16 protein-coding genes and 1 pseudogene are annotated in these 19,501 nt (G+C 59.2%); 4 read left to right on the forward strand and 13 right to left on the reverse strand.

What is annotated here, in order from left to right; all coding sequences use genetic code 11:
• Positions 1–10 precede the first annotated feature (10 nt).
• Positions 11–793 (reverse strand): deoxyribose-phosphate aldolase, encoded by a 783-nt coding sequence (gene deoC, locus IPK32_17165; GenBank protein MBK8093652.1) that lies wholly within the window; start codon positions 791–793, stop codon positions 11–13.
• A gap of 74 nt (positions 794–867) precedes the next feature.
• On the opposite strand from deoC, the gene IPK32_17170 reads away from it, so the two are divergent.
• Positions 868–2,064 (forward strand): DegT/DnrJ/EryC1/StrS family aminotransferase, encoded by a 1,197-nt coding sequence (locus tag IPK32_17170; GenBank protein ID MBK8093653.1) that lies wholly within the window; start codon positions 868–870, stop codon positions 2,062–2,064.
• Between the two features lie 373 nt (positions 2,065–2,437).
• Here IPK32_17170 and IPK32_17175 read toward each other — a convergent pair whose 3' ends face one another.
• The 6 genes from IPK32_17175 to IPK32_17200 all read right to left on the reverse strand — a co-directional run bounded on the left by IPK32_17175 (position 2,438) and on the right by IPK32_17200 (position 7,565).
• The gene (locus IPK32_17175; protein MBK8093654.1) at positions 2,438–2,779 is read right to left on the reverse strand and encodes a hypothetical protein; all 342 of its coding nucleotides are present in this window, start codon (positions 2,777–2,779) and stop codon (positions 2,438–2,440) included.
• 19 nt (positions 2,780–2,798) lie between these two features.
• Positions 2,799–3,395 (reverse strand): hypothetical protein, encoded by a 597-nt coding sequence (locus IPK32_17180; protein MBK8093655.1) that lies wholly within the window; start codon positions 3,393–3,395, stop codon positions 2,799–2,801.
• Between the two features lie 204 nt (positions 3,396–3,599).
• On the reverse strand, positions 3,600–4,976 hold the full coding sequence (lpdA, locus tag IPK32_17185) for a dihydrolipoyl dehydrogenase (protein MBK8093656.1): 1,377 nt from the start codon (positions 4,974–4,976) through the stop codon (positions 3,600–3,602).
• A gap of 84 nt (positions 4,977–5,060) precedes the next feature.
• Positions 5,061–6,020, reverse strand: coding sequence for an acetyl-CoA carboxylase carboxyltransferase subunit alpha (locus tag IPK32_17190; GenBank protein ID MBK8093657.1), 960 nt, complete (start codon positions 6,018–6,020; stop codon positions 5,061–5,063).
• A gap of 45 nt (positions 6,021–6,065) precedes the next feature.
• Positions 6,066–7,004, reverse strand: coding sequence for a LysM peptidoglycan-binding domain-containing protein (locus tag IPK32_17195; GenBank protein ID MBK8093658.1), 939 nt, complete (start codon positions 7,002–7,004; stop codon positions 6,066–6,068).
• A gap of 33 nt (positions 7,005–7,037) precedes the next feature.
• A complete protein-coding gene (locus IPK32_17200) occupies positions 7,038–7,565 on the reverse strand; it encodes a hypothetical protein (GenBank protein ID MBK8093659.1) in 528 nt (175 codons plus the stop codon).
• A gap of 142 nt (positions 7,566–7,707) precedes the next feature.
• On the opposite strand from IPK32_17200, the gene vanZ reads away from it, so the two are divergent.
• Positions 7,708–8,079 (forward strand): VanZ family protein, encoded by a 372-nt coding sequence (gene vanZ, locus IPK32_17205; GenBank protein MBK8093660.1) that lies wholly within the window; start codon positions 7,708–7,710, stop codon positions 8,077–8,079.
• Here the strand turns inward: vanZ and IPK32_17210 are convergent.
• The 6 genes from IPK32_17210 to IPK32_17235 all read right to left on the reverse strand — a co-directional run bounded on the left by IPK32_17210 (position 8,074) and on the right by IPK32_17235 (position 15,293).
• Complete coding sequence (locus IPK32_17210) at positions 8,074–8,889, reverse strand: SDR family oxidoreductase (GenBank protein ID MBK8093661.1); 816 nt, start codon at positions 8,887–8,889, stop codon at positions 8,074–8,076. The genes vanZ and IPK32_17210 overlap by 6 nt on opposite strands.
• Before the next feature lie 5 nt (positions 8,890–8,894).
• Complete coding sequence (locus IPK32_17215; protein ID MBK8093662.1) at positions 8,895–9,794, reverse strand: hypothetical protein; 900 nt, start codon at positions 9,792–9,794, stop codon at positions 8,895–8,897.
• Positions 9,795–9,809: 15 nt separating this feature from the next.
• Positions 9,810–10,550, reverse strand: coding sequence for an N-acetylmuramoyl-L-alanine amidase (locus IPK32_17220; protein ID MBK8093663.1), 741 nt, complete (start codon positions 10,548–10,550; stop codon positions 9,810–9,812).
• Between the two features lie 83 nt (positions 10,551–10,633).
• The gene (gene rho / locus IPK32_17225) at positions 10,634–12,430 is read right to left on the reverse strand and encodes a transcription termination factor Rho (GenBank protein ID MBK8093664.1); all 1,797 of its coding nucleotides are present in this window, start codon (positions 12,428–12,430) and stop codon (positions 10,634–10,636) included.
• Positions 12,431–12,452: 22 nt separating this feature from the next.
• Positions 12,453–13,202: a YebC/PmpR family DNA-binding transcriptional regulator gene (locus IPK32_17230; protein MBK8093665.1), complete on the reverse strand. Its 750-nt coding sequence runs from the start codon at positions 13,200–13,202 to the stop codon at positions 12,453–12,455.
• Positions 13,203–13,529: 327 nt separating this feature from the next.
• On the reverse strand, positions 13,530–15,293 hold the full coding sequence (locus IPK32_17235) for an ATP-binding cassette domain-containing protein (protein MBK8093666.1): 1,764 nt from the start codon (positions 15,291–15,293) through the stop codon (positions 13,530–13,532).
• Between the two features lie 140 nt (positions 15,294–15,433).
• Here IPK32_17235 and IPK32_17240 point away from each other — a divergent pair.
• Positions 15,434–15,845, forward strand: a pseudogene (locus IPK32_17240) (BlaI/MecI/CopY family transcriptional regulator).
• A 9-nt stretch (positions 15,846–15,854) separates the two neighbouring features.
• The gene (locus tag IPK32_17245; GenBank protein MBK8093667.1) at positions 15,855–19,499 is read left to right on the forward strand and encodes a hypothetical protein; all 3,645 of its coding nucleotides are present in this window, start codon (positions 15,855–15,857) and stop codon (positions 19,497–19,499) included.
• The last annotated feature ends 2 nt before the right edge of the window (positions 19,500–19,501 follow it).

Raw genomic sequence — 19,501 nt, forward strand, 5'->3', positions numbered from 1 at the left:
GCGGGAGGCCTCAATAGCCACCTGCGCCGATTTTGCCACCTGCGCCATCGAGAGAGCCTGCGGCCTCACGGCGGCGATAGTCATCCATCATGGCAGCGGTGGCTGTGGCACCGCAGCGGGTGCCACCCAGCTCACGCACGCGGATGAGACCATCGAGATCACGCACACCACCAGCGGCCTTCACTTGCACCTGGGGGCCACAACTGGCCCGCATAAGCGCCAAATCGTGCTCCGTAGCTCCTTTGTAATTGTAGCTGCCATCCGCTTGCTTCACAAAGCCGTAGCCGGTGCTGGTTTTCACCCAGTCTGCACCTGCACGCTCGCAGAGCTGGCAGAGCTTGCGCTTGAAATCATCACTGCTGAGGCCCGCGCCACCCTGGGTGAGGTAGTCGTTTTCAAAAATCACCTTCACCTTCGCACCGTGGCGATGCGCTTCATCGCAGACGACTTTCACATCTGCCTCCACGTAGTCCCAGTCGCCGCTGAGTGCCTTGCCGATATTGATGACCATGTCGATCTCTGCTGCGCCGTCTTTGCAGGCGAGCTCGGTCTCATAGCGCTTGGATTCCGATGTGCTATTGCCATGGGGGAAGCCGATCACGCAGCCGACGAGCACGCCGCTGCCTTGTAGCCACGCCACGGCTTGCTTCACGGCGTAGGGTTTGATGCAGACGGAGGCTGCTTGGTATTGCGCGGCGAGTTTGCACCCAGCCTCCAGGTCAGCATCTGTCATCGTCGGATGCAGCAGGCTATGGTCGATCATTTTGGAGAGGTCGGAGTAGCTGTATTTCATGGTGGCGGCTTACTAGCGGGCAAGTGAGCTCGATCAAGGAATCGCTGGCACCTTTGTCATTCGTCATTACATCCATGACCTGTATCCCCATGGTCCCACTCCTCGACGTCAACGCCCAGAACCACCCGCTCGAATCTGAACTCCAGGCTGCCTTTACCCAGGTGCTGAAGCATGGCCGCTTCATCATGGGGCCGGAGATGGAGACTTTTGAAAAAGAAATCGCCACCATGACGGGGGCGAAGCACGCTCTCGCCGTCTCCTCCGGCACGGATGCGCTGCTGCTGGCGCTCATGGCGCTGGACATCCGGCCTGGGGATGAGGTGCTGTGCCCTGCATTCACCTTTTTTGCCACCGCAGGTGCCGTCTCCCGCCTGGGGGCCGTGCCGGTCTTCACGGACATTTGCCCGATCTGCTTCAACATGGATGTGAATGATGCACGGGCAAAAATCACCGCCAAAACAAAGGCTCTCATCCCAGTGCATCTCTTTGGCCAATGCGCTGACATGGACCCCATCCTCGCCCTCGCCCAGGAGCATGGCCTGAAAGTCGTCGAGGACGCAGCGCAGTCCATCGGCGCAGCCTACAAAGGCCGTCAAAGCGGCACCATGGGCCACTTTGGCACGTACAGCTTCTTCCCCAGCAAAAACCTGGGCGGTTTCGGTGACGGCGGCATGCTGGTGACGAGCGACGATGAGCTCGCGGAGTTCGCCCGTGTGCTGCGGGTGCATGGCAGCAAGCCCAAGTACTATCATCACTACGTAGGCGGCAATTTCCGCATGGACACGCTGCAATGCGCCCTCCTGAGCGTGAAAGTGAAGCGCTACGCCCAATACACCGCTGATCGCCAGCGCAATGCCGCGCACTACACGGCAGCGCTCTCAAAGCTCCCCGGCGTGGTCTCCGCAGATCCTGCCCACTGCAAATGCGCTGCTGCGCAAAACGCCGCTCTAGCCGCACAAAATGCCAAGCTGGTGCTGCCCACCAGTTACAGCCACAACACACACATCTGGAATCAATTCACCCTGCGTGTCCTCGGCGGTAGGCGTGATTCCTTGCGCGATCATCTGGTGGCGAAGAAAATCGGCTGTGACATCTACTACCCGGTCACGCTGGATCAGCAGCAATGCTTTGCCAATCTGCCATCCAGCAGCCGCCAGGGCTGCGATGTGAGCCACCAACTCGCTGCTGAAGTGCTGAGCATCCCGATCTACGGCGAACTCAGTGAAGCCCAACGCGAGGAAGTCATCTCCGCCATCGCCGAGTGGCTGTGATGGGTGGGGAGCGGTGTGATTCCGCGCCGTTTTTCAGCCTCCAGAGCAAGCCAGCCCATGAAGATTCCGACGAGTCCGATAAAGATATAGCCAAGTCAAAACAGAGACGCTGTATTTACGGTTACACGGGCATCAAGCCTTCGAGTTGCTCTCGAGCTTGTCACCAAGGCATCTTGGACCAGCACCACATGGCCAGCAGGACCAAAAGTCCGCTTGAGAGGACGAGGCCTGCGATGCCGAAGGCGACTTCGAAGAACATCTGCAACCCCTCCACCCGGCTCTCGCCATTCACGGTGCTTTTTCAGTCGGAAGCTCCGGCTGAACACATAGCGCCAGCCGCCGATCACCATCTCGGCAAGGTCCGCGCCATTGATCAAATCATCGAGTGGCATAGGCAGTGAGTGTCGATGTTCCAAGTGATTGCCTCTTTCTCCTGTTTCTCGACTGACTTCTTGAGCGAATGAAGCCAGAAAACACCCGCCGCCATCAACAGCACTCCGAGAAGGATGTAAGCGGGCCGGAGATTGGTGGGGTCCATGTAGCCGACCGTATGCTCGATGAGTGTTGCGGAGACAGCTCCAGCAATGAACAAGACCACGCAGTAGCTCCAGGCCTTGTTGACGCGTGCGGCGGAGTGGAATCCATTCGCGGGGACGTTTGGTGCCCGAAAGCCACCAAAAAACGCAAAGCCGCCCAGCAGCAATGCCAGGAGCAAAAGACGCCGAAGATCGAAATCAAACTCCATCGGGTGTCGGTGCTTTGAATCGAGGAGTGCCCTTGTGAGCGCTGAAATCGATGTGTTTCATCTGGGCGAGCATCAGAATCTCACGTTCCTGCCCCGGATAGTCGTTGATGGACTGCCATTTGTTCGCCTGCCGGAGGATGCCGAGCGTGGAATGAAGCTTTTGCTCCAATCCCGTCTCGCTGGGGAGAAGCTGCTGGAAGTGACGGTAACCTCTCAAGGCGAACAAAGGCCCACCCAGGAAGATCTGGCTGAGCACATAGGCTGGGGCATTGATCCTGTGTGTTTGCGAATCAATGATTTCGCCAGCTGCTGGGCCCGTCCAGCGAGGAAGGCTCATGAAAAAGGCTGAATCCAAATAACTCTGAAAGCCTTGTCCACGCTTCCAAGTGTGAAAACCACTCCAAGTGATGCCAAGCAATCCGATAACGCCGAGCCAGATCGCCCATTCGGTCGAATAACCGAAGGAATCGAGCACCAGTGCGGTGGCGTATCGGAAGAACAACCACGCTAGCACATAGCACACAAGGCTACCCAGTAGGCAAAAGACGCCACGGATGATTTTGGAGCGATTGTAGGCGGCGATCATGCGGGAGAGGTGATCAATAATAGAACTGAAAGTCAACGTGCAGATACTTCGAGGATCCAAGCCTGCCACGCCACGAGCACAAAGGGAAACGCGAGCCACCGCAATGACAATTCAACAGGCAAGGCGGCCCAAAACAGTCCGAGCAGCCGATTGGAAGATTTCCAACGGGCTGCTCGGCGTGGTCATTTGTGAAAGTGTTAGCGGTTACACATGAATCGGATGCCCTTTGGCCACTTCGGTGGCTTCTTTGACCATCTCGCTCAGGGTGGGGTGGGCGTGGATGGTGGCTTCGATCTCGTCCCAGGTGGCTTCTAGGTTCATGGCGAGGCCGATTTCGGCGATCATCTCGGTGCTCTCGCTGCCGATGATGTGGGCACCGATGATTTCACCGTGGGGCTCGCCGTAGATGATTTTGACGAAGCCTTCGGGCTCGCCAGCGGCGAGTGCTTTGCCGCTGGCCTGGTAGGGGAATTTGCCGATCTTGAATTTGAGGCCTTTTTCCTTCGCGGCACGCTCGGTGAGGCCGATGCTGGCGACCTGCGGGTGGCAGTAGGTGCAGCCGGGGAAGACGCCGACTTTTTTGGGCTTATGCTTGGTGAACATGCCTTCGACGGCCTGCACGGCTTCGTAGCTGGCGACGTGGGCGAGCCAGGGCGGCCCGATGATGTCACCCGCGCCGTAGATGCCTTTGACGCTGGTCTGATAGCGGTCGTCGGTTTGGAGCCAGCCGCGCTCGGTGAGCTTCAAGTCGATGCCTGCGGGCAAGACGGGCTTCACGCCGATGGCGACGAGGCAGATGTCTGCTTCGAGTGTTTCATTGGCGGCACCTTCGACGGTGATTTTGACGCCTTTGCCGTCTTCGCTGGTCTTGCTGACCTTGGTGTTGGTCAAAATGCGGATTCCGGCCTTGGTGAGGCTTTTTTCCAGGGTTTTGCTCACTTCGGTGTCTTCGACGGGAAGGATGTCTGGGAGCATTTCGACGACGGTGACCTTGGTGCCGTAGGCGTTGAAGAAATAGGCGAATTCGATGCCGATAGCGCCTGCGCCGATGACGATGATGCTTTTGGGCTGTTTTTCCAAAGTCATGGCTTCTTTGCTGCCGATGACGGTTTTGCCATTGAAGGGAAATCCTGGCATGTCGCGGCTTTTGGCGCCGGTGGCGATGAGGATGTTCGCGGCGTCATGGGTCTCATGTTTGCCATCTGCGGCGGTGACTTCCACTTTGCCAGCGGCGGGGATGCTGGCGGTGCCTTTGAGGTAATCGACCTTGTTCTTCTTGAAGAGGAATTCGATGCCTTTGTTGAGCTTGTCGCTGACGCCACGGCTGCGGCCGATGACTTTGGACCAATCGTATTCGATGCTGCCGATCTTGAGACCGAACTCCTCTGCGCGGTGGGTGAGGGTGTGATAAAGCTCGGCGTTTTTGAGAAGGGCTTTGGTGGGGATGCAGCCCCAGTTGAGGCAGGTGCCGCCAGCGCGGTCGTTTTCGACGCAGGCGACTTTTTTGCCGAGTTGGGTTGCGCGAATGGCGCCGACGTAGCCCGCCGGTCCGCCGCCGATGACGATGAGGTCGTAGTTCATGAGAAAGTGGTGTTTTTTGAGATGACGAAAGGAGGGGGAGGGGATGGAAGCGCAGGCTAGAGGGGGATTCAACCTGCACGGGGCCTAATTCTCGGTGAACTGACCGAGGGCGCGGAATTTCTGGTAGCGGCCTTCGAGGAGCTGCGGGGTCTTCAATTTGGAAAGTTCCGTGATGGAGGCGAGAATGGCGCTTTTCAGTGCCTCAGCGGCAGCTGCGGGGTCATTGTGTGCGCCACCGAGGGGCTCTGGGATGACGCCGTCGATGATGCCGAGCTCTTTGAGGTCTGGGGCGCTGAGTTTGAGCGCGGTGGCGGCCTCTGGGGCGTGCTTGCGGTCTTTCCAGAGGATAGCGGCGCAGCCTTCTGGGCTGATGACGGAGTAGTAGGCGTTCTCCATCATGAGGACACGGTCTGCGATGCCGATGCCGAGTGCGCCGCCACTGCCGCCTTCACCGATGACGATGGCGATGATGGGGGTCTTGATGGTCATCATCTCTCGGAGGTTGAAGGCGATGGCTTCGGCGATGTTGCGCTCCTCTGCGCCGATGCCTGGGAAGGCACCAGGGGTGTCGATGAGGGTGATGATGGGTAGGCCGAATTTTTCTGCCATGCGCATGACGCGGAGAGCTTTGCGGTAGCCCTCTGGATGGGCGCTGCCGAAATTCCGCAGGAGGTTTTCTTTGGTATCGCGGCCTTTTTGATGGCCGAGGATGGCGACTCGCTGTCCGCCGATGGTGGCAAAGCCTGCGGGCATGGCATTGTCGTCGCCGATGTGGCGGTCGCCGTGGAGCTCGACGAATTCATCGCAGATGTGCTTCACGTAATCGAGCATGAAGGGGCGATTGAGGTGGCGGCTGATCTGCACACGCTGCCAGGGATTGAGATTGGCGTGGGTTTCGCGCTGGAGCTTGTCGAGCTTGGCCTCCAGGTCGGCGACTTGGCTAGTGAGCTTGTCACTGGGCTTGGCAGCGAGCTTTTCCTTCACGGTGTCGATTTCGTCGCGGAGCTTCTGGATGGGTTTTTCGAATTCGAGGAGCTGTTTCATAAAAGATTCCTAATTTTAGATTTTTGATTCCTGATTTGGGATGGCTCACCGCGCAACGTCGATCTTCGAGCCTTTGCGAAGCAGGGAATAGATTTCCTCTAGGTCGGCGCGGGCGAGGAAGATGCCGGTCTCGGGTGGTGGAGCAGGGACGGGGGCTGGTGCTGGGGCATTGGGGGCCACGGAGGGGGGCTGTGGAGCTGGCTCTGGTTTGGGTGGTAGCGGCACACGGAGGGAGAAGCTGCTGCCGGTGGCGTTCGGGCGGTGGGCGGGTACCCATTTGTCGGCCTGTAAGTAGCGTGGATCGGTGCTGGGGATGGCTTTCCCATCGAGCTGGGCGGATTTGGTGCCGACCTCGAAGGTGGCTGGCAGTTTCATGCTTGAGGGAAGCTGGACATCCTGCGCGGTGTAGAATTTAAAGGGGTAACTCTGCCCATCGACGACGCGGAAGAGGATGAGCTGCTTTTTACCGATGACGATGCCGAGATTGAAGTCCACGGGGGCGACCATGAGCCGGTCTCCTGGCTGGAGGGTGGTGCTCATGAGGCCGTTCAGGCGGACGATGAAGTCCACGTTGGTTAGGTGCTTGTCGGCGATGCGACCGAGGTTGTCACCGGGCTGCACGATGTATTCTTTTTTCCCGGCGGTGTATGCGGGGGAGAAGAGCTGGTCCATGTTGATCTCGCCGATGATGCGGCGAGCTTCTTCGCAGGTGGGAGACTCGGGGAATTGCTTGATGAGGGCGTAGAGGGCGTCACGTCCGGGGACGAGGCTGTCACCACGGATGAGGTCGATGGCGGCATCGAAGCGGCGTGCGCCGGGGTCGATGCGGGGGCGGTCTTTGCCCTTCATGGAGGCGAGCTCTTGTTCGACGCGTTGCTCATTGAGGTAGATGTTTTTGTAGAGCCACCATCCGCTGGCGAGGACTCCTGCAAAGAGGCCTGTCACGATGAGAAAGAGCAGGAGCTTGAACTGAGCGCGGGCCATCTAATTTTAGATTTTAGATTTCTGATTTTAGATTCAGCCGATGAGGCCGCGACGCTTGAAGTCGAAGATGTTGATCTTGGCGGATTTTTCGATCATCTCGACGGTGAATTTGAGGAGGCAGATTTCCCAGGTGTCATCCACGCCGTGGATGATGGCGAGTGCGGGGTTGCCATTGGCGCGGGCTTCTGCTTTGAGCTTGCCGCAGACTTCCTCCATGCCTTCGTGGACGAGTTGCTCCTGGATGTCGGTTTTGCGGAAATTGAAGCCGTATTTGAGGAAGGCGAGCTTGTCGATGTTCTGACGCAGGAATTCGCCAAAGGCCTCTGCCTCGGGGCTCCAGCCTTCAAAGCCAAAGTCACGCTCCATGTCGGGGCGGAGGATGAGGGGCTTTTCTGCGACGATTTTGCCTTCTCGCACACGGACGACTCCCACGCTGTCCATCGGCTCGGTGATGAGCTGGAACTGGAACTGCGTGCTGCCAAAGGTGTCGATGCGGCGGTCCGGCTCGTGGAGGACGCGGGTATTCTCCATGGCGTATTGAAAGTCGAATTCGGTAGGCATCTGGGGGCGCTGCGAGAGTAGGTGGATGCGCTCTGAGAGCTAGCTTTTTTCTGTGAGAGCGATGTAGAGAGTTTTTTGGGGGAAGAGAGGGGTTTGCGTGGCTGGGGAGCTGTTGTATGCCTGCGGCCCATTTTCTCTACTTATGCCCCGCTGGCTTCCTTTGCTGCTTTTATTCATTTTGGTGGGCTACATCGTCTATCTGGCAGATACGCGGTCTTTTCCGCTGTGGTTCTACCGGATGCAGATGGACTGGGGGGTGGATAAAATAGGCCATTTTGCCCTGATGGGTGGTCTGGCGTGGTGTGCGAATGATGCGCTGGGCTGGCGGCAGTGGCAGGTGGGCTCCATGGCGCTCTGGACGGGCTCCTGGGTCATTTTCGTGCTGGTAGCGCTGGAGGAGGCTAGTCAGCACTGGATTCCTGGCCGCAACTGCGACTGGAGGGACCTGCTCGCAGATTTTTTGGGCATCCTGGTGGCTGGGCGGCTTGCTCCCCGGAGTGTGGGGGCGTCATGATGCTGACTGGGCGGCGGCGGGGTGATCGAGCTGCCCTTCGCTGACTGTCCAGCCGCCATCGACGGCGAGGACTTGGCCGGTGATGAAGCTCGATCCTGCGGAGAGCAGCAGCAGTGCGGCGGCATCACAGTCCTGTGGGTGGCCGACACGCCCGCCATCGAGCGGTTGCTTGGTGGAGATGAAGCGCATGATCTCGCTGTCCGAGACGGCTCGCTGGGACATGGGGGTCTCGACCAAGGCTGGGGCGATGACGTTGACGCGGATGTTTTGAGCCGCGTAGTAGGCGGCGATGCTTTTGCTAAAGCCGATGATGCCTGCTTTTGCTGCTGCATAGGCATGCGAGGCGAAGAATGCGGGAGAGGGCGACCAGGCGAGCACGCTGGCCATATTCAGGATCACACCGCCGCTGCCCTGGAGGAGGAATTGCCGGATCGCGGCCCGATTGGAGTAAATGACGGAGTTTAAATTGAGATCGAGGGTGTAGCGGAGGCCTGCATCGGTCATTTCATGCAGAGGACCATCTCCGTGCCGGCGTCCACTGCCTCCAGCGACATGGTAGAGGGCATCGAGCCTGCCAAAGTGCTCTACGGCGAGGCGTACACCCTCTTCCGCTGCCTCGGGTGTGGAGGCATCTGCTGCGAATCCCCGTGCCTGAGGGCCGAGCGCTGCGAGTGCGGCGTCCACGTTCTCCTGCGAGCGGCTGGTGACGATGACGCGGGCACCGGCGGCGATGAGTTTATGCGCGGCGGAGAGCCCGAGGCCTGTCGTGCCGCCCATGATGAGGATGCTGCTACCGTGGAGTGAGGACATGGGGATCAGCGGCTGACTTTGATGAGCGGTGTGGGGAGGTGCTCGCTGGTGAGCCAGAGCGTGCGGCTGTCCGCGTCGTAGCAGACAGCTTCGAGCTGGCGGAGGAGATCTGGGACGATGCGGATGGGTTTTTCAGCAAGGGACTCTGCGAGGCTCTTTCCCGGCGATAAAGTCCACTCGTAGAGGCTGCTGTAGGTGCTGACGATGAGGTGGCGGCTATCGGGTGAAAAGTCTGCGGCGGTACACATGCGGTCGTCGATGACTCGCTTGCCGGTGTGCGGCTGGCCGGGGAAGAGCAAATCGGTGATTTTTTCGAGCATGATGGGCTCTTTTTGGCTAGTGGGGATTTTTTCTGGGAAGGCGTAGAGGGTGCTTTTGCCGTCATCACTTTTGGTGAGGATGTGGATGCGGTGGGTCTGAGGGTGAAAGAGTAAAGACTCAGCATTTTGTGCGCCACCAGGGTAGGTGGCATGCCAATGGTGGGACTCCACGGTGGTCTCGGTGACGGGCTGGCCTGCGGGGGAGATGTCTGGCTCTGGGATGTGGTAGATCTGGATGCTGCGGCGGATGAGGAGATTATCGCCGATGTCGCCGATGAAGAGGGTGGGGCGCTTTGCTTCATCGTAACCGGAGGTCATGTCTTCCCAGTCGAAGTTCACAGCCTCGCGGAGGCGGACTTTGGCGCGGGTGCGGCCCTGGAGGTCGATGGCAAATAGGCAGGGCTCACCACCGGAGTCGTTGTGCGTCCAAAAGATGCCTTCATGCCGCAGGCTGCGTGCGAGTCCGCTGCTTTCCTTGATCCGCGTGTCGGCGAGGATGGCGATGCGCTCGCTTTTCGATGGAGTGGTGCCTTCTTCCGCGATGACGGGCGTGCTCAGCAGTAGGAGGCAAAGGAGGCGCAGCATGGGGGCAGAGTCAGCTCAACCGAGCGGTGTGGCAGGGGTGCCGTTGAGGCGATTGAAGTGCATGTGGACGCGGCCTTTGAACCAGTTCCAGGTGGCACCTGGGCGACCATGGTCGAGGAGGAAGTGGGGGCAGTCTTTGTGCGCGGGATTTTGGCCCGCACGCGGCCAGTGATAGTGTGGGACGACGTGGCTGAGTGGGATGTTGTAAGCACGCATCAGATAGGCCGCGAGGCGTGCGGTGCGGTCAATGGTGGTGGCGAGGTCATTGCCACGGTGCTCGCACATTTCGATGCCGATGCTGTAGTTGTTCCCAGGGCCATCGAAGTCGGCGTGCTCACCCTGCTCGCGGCAGGGGAGGTGCTGGATGGCGATGTTGTCCTGCACGGTGAAGTGCCAGGTGAGGAAGCCGATGCGGTTCCCACCGGGGCGGCGTGTCGCACGGAGGGCACCGCGCTTGAGGGCCGTGGCGTGATTGTAGGCATCCCCCGAGTAGTTCTGTGTGCTGTGGATGGTGATGTAGCGCACATTCATCGGGCGGAAGTAGCGCCTGCCTACGGTGCCTGGGGGGATGAGGTCGATTTTGACCTGGCACTCGGCGAGAAGCTGATCTGGCGAGATGTTTTGACGCAGATCTGCATCGCTGAAGCGTGCCTCCCAGCGGCGGATGCGTGCGGCATCATGAGGCGTCCCGCATGCAGCGAGGATGATGCCGATGAGCAGCGCAAGTGGCAGGAAAAGAGGGGCGTGTTTCCGCATGGCTTACACACTAGTGCAGCGTTTGCGTGCTGGCAATGATCGGTGTGCGTTGTGATTTGTCGCGGTGTGTGAGGTGGCTGGCCTCACATCGGCTTGCTGGGCAGATCGACGAGCATCTGCGCATTGCTCGGGTAGCGCTCGGTCAGCGTGAGAATGCGCTGGATGGCATCGATGGGCTTCGACCCGGCGAGTCCGCGGCGGAGCATGTGTACTTTATCGAGCTGGAAGGACTGCATGAGCAGCTCTTCACGCCGGGTGCCGGATTTGAAGATGTTCACGGCTGGGTAGTAGAATTGCTCGGCGATTTTGCGGTCGAGCACGAGCTCCATGTTTCCAGTGCCTTTGAATTCCAGGAAGATGAGCTCATCCATTTTGCTGCCAGTCTCGATGAGGGCGGTGGCCAGGATGGTGAGACTGCCTGCGGTGCGGGTATTGCGTGCAGCGGCGAAAAGGCGACGCGGGATCTCCAGCGCTCCGACGCCGACACCACCGGACATGGTGGCGTTGGTCTTGGAGGTGTTGTTGAAGGCGCGGGCCATGCGGGTGATGCTGTCCATGAGCATGAAGACATGCTCCCCGCACTCGACGAGGCGCTTTGCTCGCTCTATGGCGAACTGGGCGATGCGGGTGTGGCTTTTGACGTCTTGGTCGTTGCTGCTGGCGAAGATTTCTGCGTTCGGAAGCGCACGCTTGAATTCGGTGACTTCTTCTGGCCGCTCATCGACGAGCAAGACCATGAGGTGCATGCCGGGATGATTGGTGGTGACGGCTTCGGCGATGTGCTGGAGCAGCGTGGTCTTGCCAGCACGCGGTGGGGCGACGATGAGGCCACGCTGGCCGCGTCCGACGGGCGTGAGCATGTCGATGATGCGAGTGGTGAGGCGGTCTTTATTGGTCTCCAGCTGGATGCGCTTGTTCGGATTGATGGCTTTGAGCTCCTCAAAGAGCGGGAGGTCGCGCATGGCCTCTGGGGCGCGGTTATTGACCTCGGTCATCTCGGTGAGCTGCGGGCCGCGTGGGCCTTTGCGCTGGACGCCGACGATGTGCATGCCCTCACGCAGGCCGAACTGGCGGATCATGTCCTGACTGACCCAGCAGTCCTGCGGGTGCTGTGCATAGGCACGATCACGCTGGCGCAGATTGCCGTAGCCTTTCGGATTGAGCTCCAAAATGCCGTTTGCGGGCTCTGGTGGGCCCAGTTCGATTTCTTTGGCTGGTTGTGGCTCGTTGTCTTGATTGCGGTCACGATCCCTGTCGCGGTCGCGATCACGGTTTTGTGGATTGGAGCCGTTGTTTTGGTATTGGCCATTGCTGCCGTTGCCTCCTTGGCCGTTCTGACGGGCTTGCTGGCGCTCCAGGGCACGCTGGCGCTGTTTTTCTTTCCAACGCTCGAATTTGGATTTCCGCTTCTCATGAGAGGTCATGGGGCGGGGCTGCGCTTCCTGATTGGGGGCGGCTGAGTCCTGATTTTGGGCCGGAGCGGGCGCAGGTGCTGGAGCTGGTGCCTCAGCCTGCACGGCAGGAGCGGGCGCTGGTGCCTCGATGACGACTGGTGCTTCGATCTGGGCTGCTGGGGCCGGAGCGGGCGTTTTTTCTTCCAGTGGCAGCTCGGGAGAGATTTCTGCAGTGGGGGCCTTTTTCTTCCGTGGAGCAGCTTTTTTGGCTGCGGGTGCCTTGGGGGCTTTTGGAGCCTTTTCGGGCTCAGGAGCAGCGACAGGAGCCGGAGCAGCGACGGGAGCAGGTGCAGGGGCCTTGGAGGGGGCTTTTTTGGCCGCTGCCTTTTTGGCCACTGGTTTCTTCACAGCGGCTTTTTTGGCGGCGGGTTTGCGCTTGGGCTTGGTTTCGGCTTCAGCGGCGGCCTGGGTGTCTTCTTCGGGCATGGTTTTGTTGGGGAAAGGGGCTTTAGTCGAGCTGATCTGCGATGGAGTCGTCGATTTCAAAATTGGCGTGGACGTTTTGGGAGTCGTCGTATTCGTCGAGCAAGTCGTAGAGATGGATGAGCGACTTGGCAGTGGCTGCATCGGTGATGGTGACGGTGGTCTGCGGTTGGTAGATGAGCTTCTGGCTTCGGGAAGTGATGTTTTTGTCACGCAGCACGTTGGAGACCTGAAAGAGCTTGTCCGTGGGGGTGTAAACGACCCAGTCGTCGCCTTCGTCCTGGATGTCATCGGCTCCAGCTTCGAGAGCATGCTCGATGAGCTGGTCCTCTGTGGCGGCAGATTTATCGAGGCGGACTTCTCCGCGGCGCAGGAACATGTAGGCGACGCTGCCGCTGTCTGCGAAGGTGCCGTTGTTTTTGGAAAGGAGGGCGCGGATGTCGTTGGCGCTGCGGTTGCGATTATCGGTGACGATTTCGATCATCATGGCGACGCCGCCGGGGCCGTAGGCTTCGTAGAGGATTTCTTCCAGCGCGGCGCTGGCCAGCTCTCCGGTGCCTTTTTTGACAGCGCGGTCGATGTTGTCATTGGGCATGTTGACGGCCTTGGCGGCATTGATGGCGCTGCGCAGGCGGGCATTCATGTCAGGGCTGCCGCCGCCGGATTTTGCGGCGAGGGTGATTTCTTTGGCGAGCTTGCTAAAGACGTTGCCGCGCTTGGCGTCGATGACCGCCTTGGTGCGCTTGATCTTGGACCATTTATTGTGGCCAGCCATTGGGGGGTGCGTTTGTCGGTGAGTTCAAAGCGGCGCGGGAAATAGCCATGAGGGCGTATCTGCCGCGTGCCTGCGGGATTTGAGGGGGAAGGAGAAAACGAAGAAGCGGCCTAGCCGCGATGCCTCCAGGAGGAATGCACATGCGCATGGGGGAAAATGCGCAGGACGTTTCAGTGACGCTCAGGTCAATAAAACAGCGGCAAACCTGCCGGTGGAACACCAGTGCCCGCATCTCCATCCAGGAGAAGTGCGAACGAGGCCGACTCTGAGGGCGGCACCGCGATCTGGCAAGAGCTTTTTCACCTGCGGGGGAGATTGCTCCCTGCCTCACACCCCACGGCGGCGCAGCCCGATGACGACCAGGACCAGCCCCAGCAGGAAATGCACCCCAAGCATGATCATGGAGATGGAGGGTGTGGCGAACCAAGTCTTGATCAGCGTGGTGATGGCTGGAAAGAGCGGATCATCATGCAGGCTGTCCAGGATGCCGGACCAGCCGTAGTGTGCGGTGATGAAGGGATGCACCAGATGCCCCAGCATGCGCGGCAGGCCCAGGATGGCGCCGCAGAAGAGCACATTGGCACAGAGGACCGTGAGGCAGAGGCTATGCGCACGCTCGGCGGCGCGGCTGTTTGCAGAGATGCCGAGGCAGATCGCGGTAAAGGCCACGCCCGTGAGTGCTGGCAGGAGCAAGCGCAGCCCGCCATTGCCAGGGAGCCCACCGGTGACCATTTCCAGGAAGATGCCCATCCAAAAGCTCTGGAGCAGGATGATGGGGAGCACAAAAACCAGCGCAGAGAGCAGTACCGCACCACGGCGCACGCCGCTGATCAGCTCGCGGTCGATGGTGGGCCGCCGTGCGGCGATCTCCCGCGCTCCGAGCCGCAGTGCCATGAACATGATGAGGAGGATTTGTACCGCGTAGATCGCCGCAGTCGTGTGCGCGGCGGGGAGCCGTGCGGAGTCATCGGTCGCTGTAGCTAGCGCTTTCAGATGTGGCAAAGAGGGCTGCGCGAGGAGCCAGACCACCACGGGGGCACCGACTAGCAAGGCGAGGTGTACCATCCACTCACGCCGTGTGCGGCGCAGCAGCGTCCATCGGCGTAGGATGAGGTGCTTCGCCTGGGCAAAGAGACCGGGTAGGCGCAGGACGGGCCGGGCGTCGGTCTCGGTGGGCTTTTCTTCTTTTGGTTCGGAGGCTTCTGCTGCTTTTTGTTTTACCAGGATGGTTTGCTCGGTGTCGCCATTTTCCTCCTCCGCAGCAGCCAGTTCCTCGGCCGTGAGGCCTAGCTTGAAGGCCGCGTAGTAGGAGTCACGGTGCCGCATCCAGGAGTCACCCCAGCGCTGTGCGGGGCGCTTGGAGAGGCGTGTATAGACCTCATCATAGGTCGGCACGGTGAAGTAGTGCGGGAGGGCCTTTGCGGGGCCGTGGTAGGCCACATAGCCCTCATGCAGCACGACGGTGGTGTCATAAGCAGCGAGGTTCGACAGGCTGTCCGTGGCGTGGATGATGATGCGGCCAGCCTGATCATTCGCGGCGAGCTTCAGCAGTGCCTCCATCTCACGCTCCGAGCGCACATCGAGCCCGGCAGTGAAATCATCGCACAAAACCACGATCGGATCTGCCACTAGGGCCAGCCCAAGCTTCAAGCGCCGCCGCTGGGCCAGTGCCAGCGTGCTGACACGCTCACTGGCGATGTTTTCCAGTCCCACGACGACCAGGATGTGTGAGACCTTGGAAACGATCTGCTCCTTGGTCAGTGCCGCGCCGCGTAGCATGAGCGCACTCATCAGGTTTTCCCGGATGGTGAGGCTTTCGTGCAGGGAGTCATCCTGCGCAGGCACCCAGCCGAGCTCATTGGGGAGGAGCGGCTTTTTGATCAAATCGCGGCCCTTCAGCGTGATGCTACCACTTTCTGCCTCATCGAGTCCGGCGATGATGCGCAGGAGCGTGGTTTTGCCACTGGCCGTCGGCCCGATCACCGCGAGCAAGTGCCCACCAGGAATCGTGAAGCTGACCTGCTCCAGCACATGGAGCGGCTCTTTGCCCTTTCGGGCGACGATATGGGCAAGGGAGTGGACTTCGAGCATGAGAGTCCAAGTAAAGCGCAGGTCGGGGCCTGCCGTCAAGGAAGCAAGCGGGTAGGCGGGATGGGCCAACATGGCCTCTGTGAGGCTTGATCGAAATTAACTGTTTACACCTGTAATCAGTTGTGTTTACATTCGTAAACATGAGCCGTTCACGACCTGCCAAAAAGCCCGAGGAAGAGTCCATCGCCATCACGGAGGCGGAGTGGCAGGTCATGGAGCTGCTATGGGAACGATCCCCACGGACATCACAGGACATTGCTGGGGAGCTGGAGGTGCAGCGCGGGTGGAAGCGTGCGACCGTGATGACGCTGCTCTCCAGATTAACCGCAAAGGGAGCAGTAGGCACGGAGCCGGAGGGGGAATCGCTTCTTATTTTCACCGCTGATCGAGCGCTCAGCCTGTGTGGCGGAGGAAACACGGAGTTTCCTGGATCGGCTCTTCGGCGGTGCTCTCCAGCCACTGGTGGCACATGTGGTGGAGCAGCAAACACTCACCCAAAAGGATGTCGCTGAACTGCGAGCCCTGCTGGATCAGATCAAACCCCAATCATGACCTCACACGATGAATACGATGCTCGAAACGCTAGAGTCTTCACTACGTGCGCTGCTGCTGCTCTCATGGAAAGGCTCCCTGTTGGCGCTGGCAGCTCTTCTTTTGCTGTGGCTGTTTCGTAGGCGTGTGGCACCAGCGTGGCGGCATGCGCTGTGGCTTTTGGTGCTACTACGCTTTGTGGTGCCAGACCTCGGAGAGAGTCGTTTTTCACTGAATCGTGCAGAGGAAGCACCCGCAGTGCCCCAAGTGGCGATTTTTCCAGAAACAGAGCGCACGGAGCCTGTAGCTGAAATGCCCCGCGAAGTGACGGATGAGCCAGTTGGGCAAGAAATACTGCCAGATCTGGCTGCGCAGACGGATGTGGCCCCAGAAGTCGTAGAGCTGCCGTGGTCGCTTTGGCAGTGGATGAGTGTGTTTTGGCTATGTGGGGTGCTGGGTATGTTGGGGACGGTTTTTGGCATGCATTTGAGGTTCCTACTCCGGCTGCGGCAGGCGGAGATCGCTCGACCGGAGGTGGAGGAAGCTTTTGCGCATGCGTGTGTGGTTGCGGGTTTGCGGCGTAGGCCGCGCCTGATGTTGACGGATGCGGTTCGCACACCTGCGGTCGCGGGGCTTTGGCGGTCCGTCGTTCTGCTCCCACGTGATCTGGCAGTGGAAGCAGATTTGGAGGCCCTGCACTTGGTGTTTATGCATGAGCTGGCGCATTTGCGGCGCGGGGACATCTGGGCGCAACTCGCGGCGACGGTCATCACCGCGCTGCATTGGTTTAATCCGCTCGTCTGGGTGTCCATGCGCTGCCTGCGCCTAGAGGCGGAGCAAGCAGCGGATGCCCGTGCTCTCTGCGGTGGGGATGCCCATCAGACGCACCAGTTTGGGGAGTTGCTGCTGCGCTTGGCGAACCATACGGCAACAGGCTGGCTGCTATGGATGGGTTCAGGCTTGAATATGGGCATCGCAGAGGGCAAAACAGACCTCCGCAAGCGGATCGAAAACCTGATGGACCAAGCTCGCGATCATCGTGCTCGCTGGGCAGCGGGCATGGCGCTTTTCATGGTTTTAGCGGTCAGTGGCCTCACCCGTGCTCCGGCACAGGAGAGCGAAAAAATGCCGCCCACTGTGAAAACGGAGCCGAAGATACCCGCAGCACCCAAACCAGGCACCGTGCGAATCACTGGCCGAGTCGTGAATGAAAACCAAAAACCGATCCCCGGTGCTAAGTGCAACCTCTCTGATGCGGAGATGATCAGGGCTGATGTCTCCAAATTCATCAAAGTGGAGCCCGTTCTGAGCGATGCCGAAGGCCGTTTTGTCTTTGAAGACGTGCCTGCTCCGCACCTCTACAGGTTGTTTGCAGAACACGAACTCCACCTACAGCCGAAGGGCGTCAAGATAGAGAAATTTAACAGTGAGCTGGTTCAGGAGCATCTGATTATTCTTCAAACCGCCAATTCCTGGCTCACAGGCAAGGTGACGAGCAAGGTAGATGGAAAACCGATCAAAGGTGCCCAAGTCTTCGTGGTGAGAGATTATACTCTCACAGATGCACTTCGGAAGAACATGCTGGCTGATTACCGCAGAACGGCGGCTCGGCAGGCGGTGACAGATGATCAGGGCACCTTTCGCGTGGCAAGTTGGAGTTCTGCTCCAAAAACGATTCAGATCATCGTCGATGCACCGGGGATGGCCTATTCAGCCACGAAGTTGAATTGGGTAGAAGATAACATCAACACGCACATCGTTTTGGAGCCCTACGATGCTCTCAGCGGCATCGTAGTGGATTCGGAAGGGAAGCCGGTGAAGGGCGCATGGATGGTGCTGACGAATCGGTTTACATTTCTGGGAGATGACAGCTTTTCTTCAAAAGAAAAGCACTGGTTGAACAACATCTGGACCGGTGTGCCAGTGACGGACGAGCACGGGCGCTTTCACGGGACTGCCTTGCTCGACAAAGGCCGTGATGAGTGGCTGCTGGCCGTCGATCCCTTACTCGGCGTGTCAAAAGCCGTGCGCTTTCAGGACTGGAAGGCAGGCGGCACGCTCAAGCTCGTACGCTGGAACAAACTGCACGGCATTTTATACGATGAAAAGGGCCGAGCAGTGCCAAATGCGAAACTGAAGATGATGGAGATGAACCACGAGAGAACCGAAGAAGCGCAGTTTTCCTTCGGTTTATCCAATACCATAGAAACGGTCACGGATTCGCAGGGGCGCTATGTATTTGGGCGCTGTCTGCCATACGGTGGGAAATGCGCTTTCTGGGTGAATGAAAAGATTTCCGGCTACCGCCACATTTTGCTGGGAGAAGGAGAATCACGTGAGCTGGACCTACACATGAGGCCGGAATCGTCACGATCACCGCCAGGGCCACAGACTCGGCAGGTAACTGGCCGGATCGATCTGCCTGAGGGGCTACAACTAAAAAATGCCGACTACAAAATGACGGTGAGCATCAGGCCCGAGGACGAGAGCGACAATCGCAGCCACACACGCTGGACAGGCAGCACGCGGGGGAATTTCACTTCGGCACCGCTAGAGCCAGGAGATTACCGCCTGCGCATATCTGTTTCACCGACTTCGCCGCAGCTTCGCTCCGCACCGGATGAAGGTCTGACGATGCGTTTCAGACTGGAGGCGGATCAAAAGTTATCACGAATGCACCTGGGGAACTTCACTTTAAAGGCAGCGGATTTTGAATTCTCTCCCTCCACTCCAAAGGTGAAACCTCTCTCAACACCCCAGGTCAAAAAGATGGACGTGAATCTGATGCGTGCAGCGGATTATGCCTCTTGGACCGCAGGTGGAGCGGGTTGGACCCTGCCTGAGGCTCCGGTGCCTGTGCACGGGCAACTCAGCGGAGAATTGCAAGTGGGCACATCAGGACTCTTTGCCATACGAGCGATGAAGACGGATGGAACGCGGCATTTTTCTTCTGCGCTACGCAGTGAGGATCGCCAAGTCAGCCTCACCCCTGGCGTGAGCCTAAAAGGCAGGCTGAAAAACCTACCTGCGAACTATGCGGGGGACGGCTGGATCATCGCGGCACCGATTCTCGAAGTGCTGCCGTCATCGGGTGAAGCCGTCCGCGGAACCATCCCGCGCATGCACTGGCACACCTGGACTCCGGTGGAGAAGGATGGATCGTTCCGTTTTGTGTCCCTGCCACGCGGTCAGGTGGAGTTGTTTGGCTTTGGGGATGGATGGATTACCGCCGGGGAGAACGAGTATATCGTCACGAGTTTTCGAATCCGACTCACAGGCGAAGAGGCGCAGGCGCAAGTGGAGATCGGCACTCGTCTTTCGCTGGAAAAGAAGCTGCGGGTGCTGCTGCCTGACGGAACACCTGCGGCGGGGGTGAAGCTGCGCATCCTGACGGAGCCGAAAGGCACGGTGGATCGTGCTCTCGGACGCTGGAGCTGCTCGCACGAGCCAGAGGACTCGGAAGCCTACCAGCACTATTACAAAACGCCCCTTCCTGGTCACCGTGCGACGACGGACTCCGAAGGACACGCCACACTGCGGAATTTACTCAGTTCCCGCATGAATTGTGAATTTGCATGGACCGATCCCGCGAGCGGGAATGAGCAAAAGATGCAGGGCTTCGTGGACCTGAACCGCGGTGGCGTGCAGGAAGTAAAGCTATTGCCAAACAAGTAACT

The organism is Verrucomicrobiaceae bacterium, from assembly GCA_016713035.1.
In the GTDB taxonomy this organism is placed as follows: domain Bacteria; phylum Verrucomicrobiota; class Verrucomicrobiia; order Verrucomicrobiales; family Verrucomicrobiaceae; genus Prosthecobacter.

Bases quoted from the DNA above. Each gene is read 5' to 3' on its own strand.
- deoC (MBK8093652.1), bottom strand. From the start codon at position 793: ATGAAATACAGCTACTCCGACCTCTCCAAAATGATCGACCATAGCCTG.
- IPK32_17170 (MBK8093653.1), top strand. From the start codon at position 868: ATGACCTGTATCCCCATGGTCCCACTCCTCGACGTCAACGCCCAGAAC.
- IPK32_17180 (MBK8093655.1), bottom strand. From the start codon at position 3,395: ATGATCGCCGCCTACAATCGCTCCAAAATCATCCGTGGCGTCTTTTGC.
- lpdA (MBK8093656.1), bottom strand. From the start codon at position 4,976: ATGAACTACGACCTCATCGTCATCGGCGGCGGACCGGCGGGCTACGTC.
- IPK32_17190 (MBK8093657.1), bottom strand. From the start codon at position 6,020: ATGAAACAGCTCCTCGAATTCGAAAAACCCATCCAGAAGCTCCGCGAC.
- IPK32_17195 (MBK8093658.1), bottom strand. From the start codon at position 7,004: ATGGCCCGCGCTCAGTTCAAGCTCCTGCTCTTTCTCATCGTGACAGGC.
- IPK32_17200 (MBK8093659.1), bottom strand. From the start codon at position 7,565: ATGCCTACCGAATTCGACTTTCAATACGCCATGGAGAATACCCGCGTC.
- vanZ (MBK8093660.1), top strand. From the start codon at position 7,708: ATGCCCCGCTGGCTTCCTTTGCTGCTTTTATTCATTTTGGTGGGCTAC.
- IPK32_17210 (MBK8093661.1), bottom strand. From the start codon at position 8,889: ATGTCCTCACTCCACGGTAGCAGCATCCTCATCATGGGCGGCACGACA.
- IPK32_17215 (MBK8093662.1), bottom strand. From the start codon at position 9,794: ATGCTGCGCCTCCTTTGCCTCCTACTGCTGAGCACGCCCGTCATCGCG.
- IPK32_17220 (MBK8093663.1), bottom strand. From the start codon at position 10,550: ATGCGGAAACACGCCCCTCTTTTCCTGCCACTTGCGCTGCTCATCGGC.
- rho (MBK8093664.1), bottom strand. From the start codon at position 12,430: ATGCCCGAAGAAGACACCCAGGCCGCCGCTGAAGCCGAAACCAAGCCC.
- IPK32_17230 (MBK8093665.1), bottom strand. From the start codon at position 13,202: ATGGCTGGCCACAATAAATGGTCCAAGATCAAGCGCACCAAGGCGGTC.
- IPK32_17235 (MBK8093666.1), bottom strand. From the start codon at position 15,293: ATGCTCGAAGTCCACTCCCTTGCCCATATCGTCGCCCGAAAGGGCAAA.
- IPK32_17245 (MBK8093667.1), top strand. From the start codon at position 15,855: ATGAATACGATGCTCGAAACGCTAGAGTCTTCACTACGTGCGCTGCTG.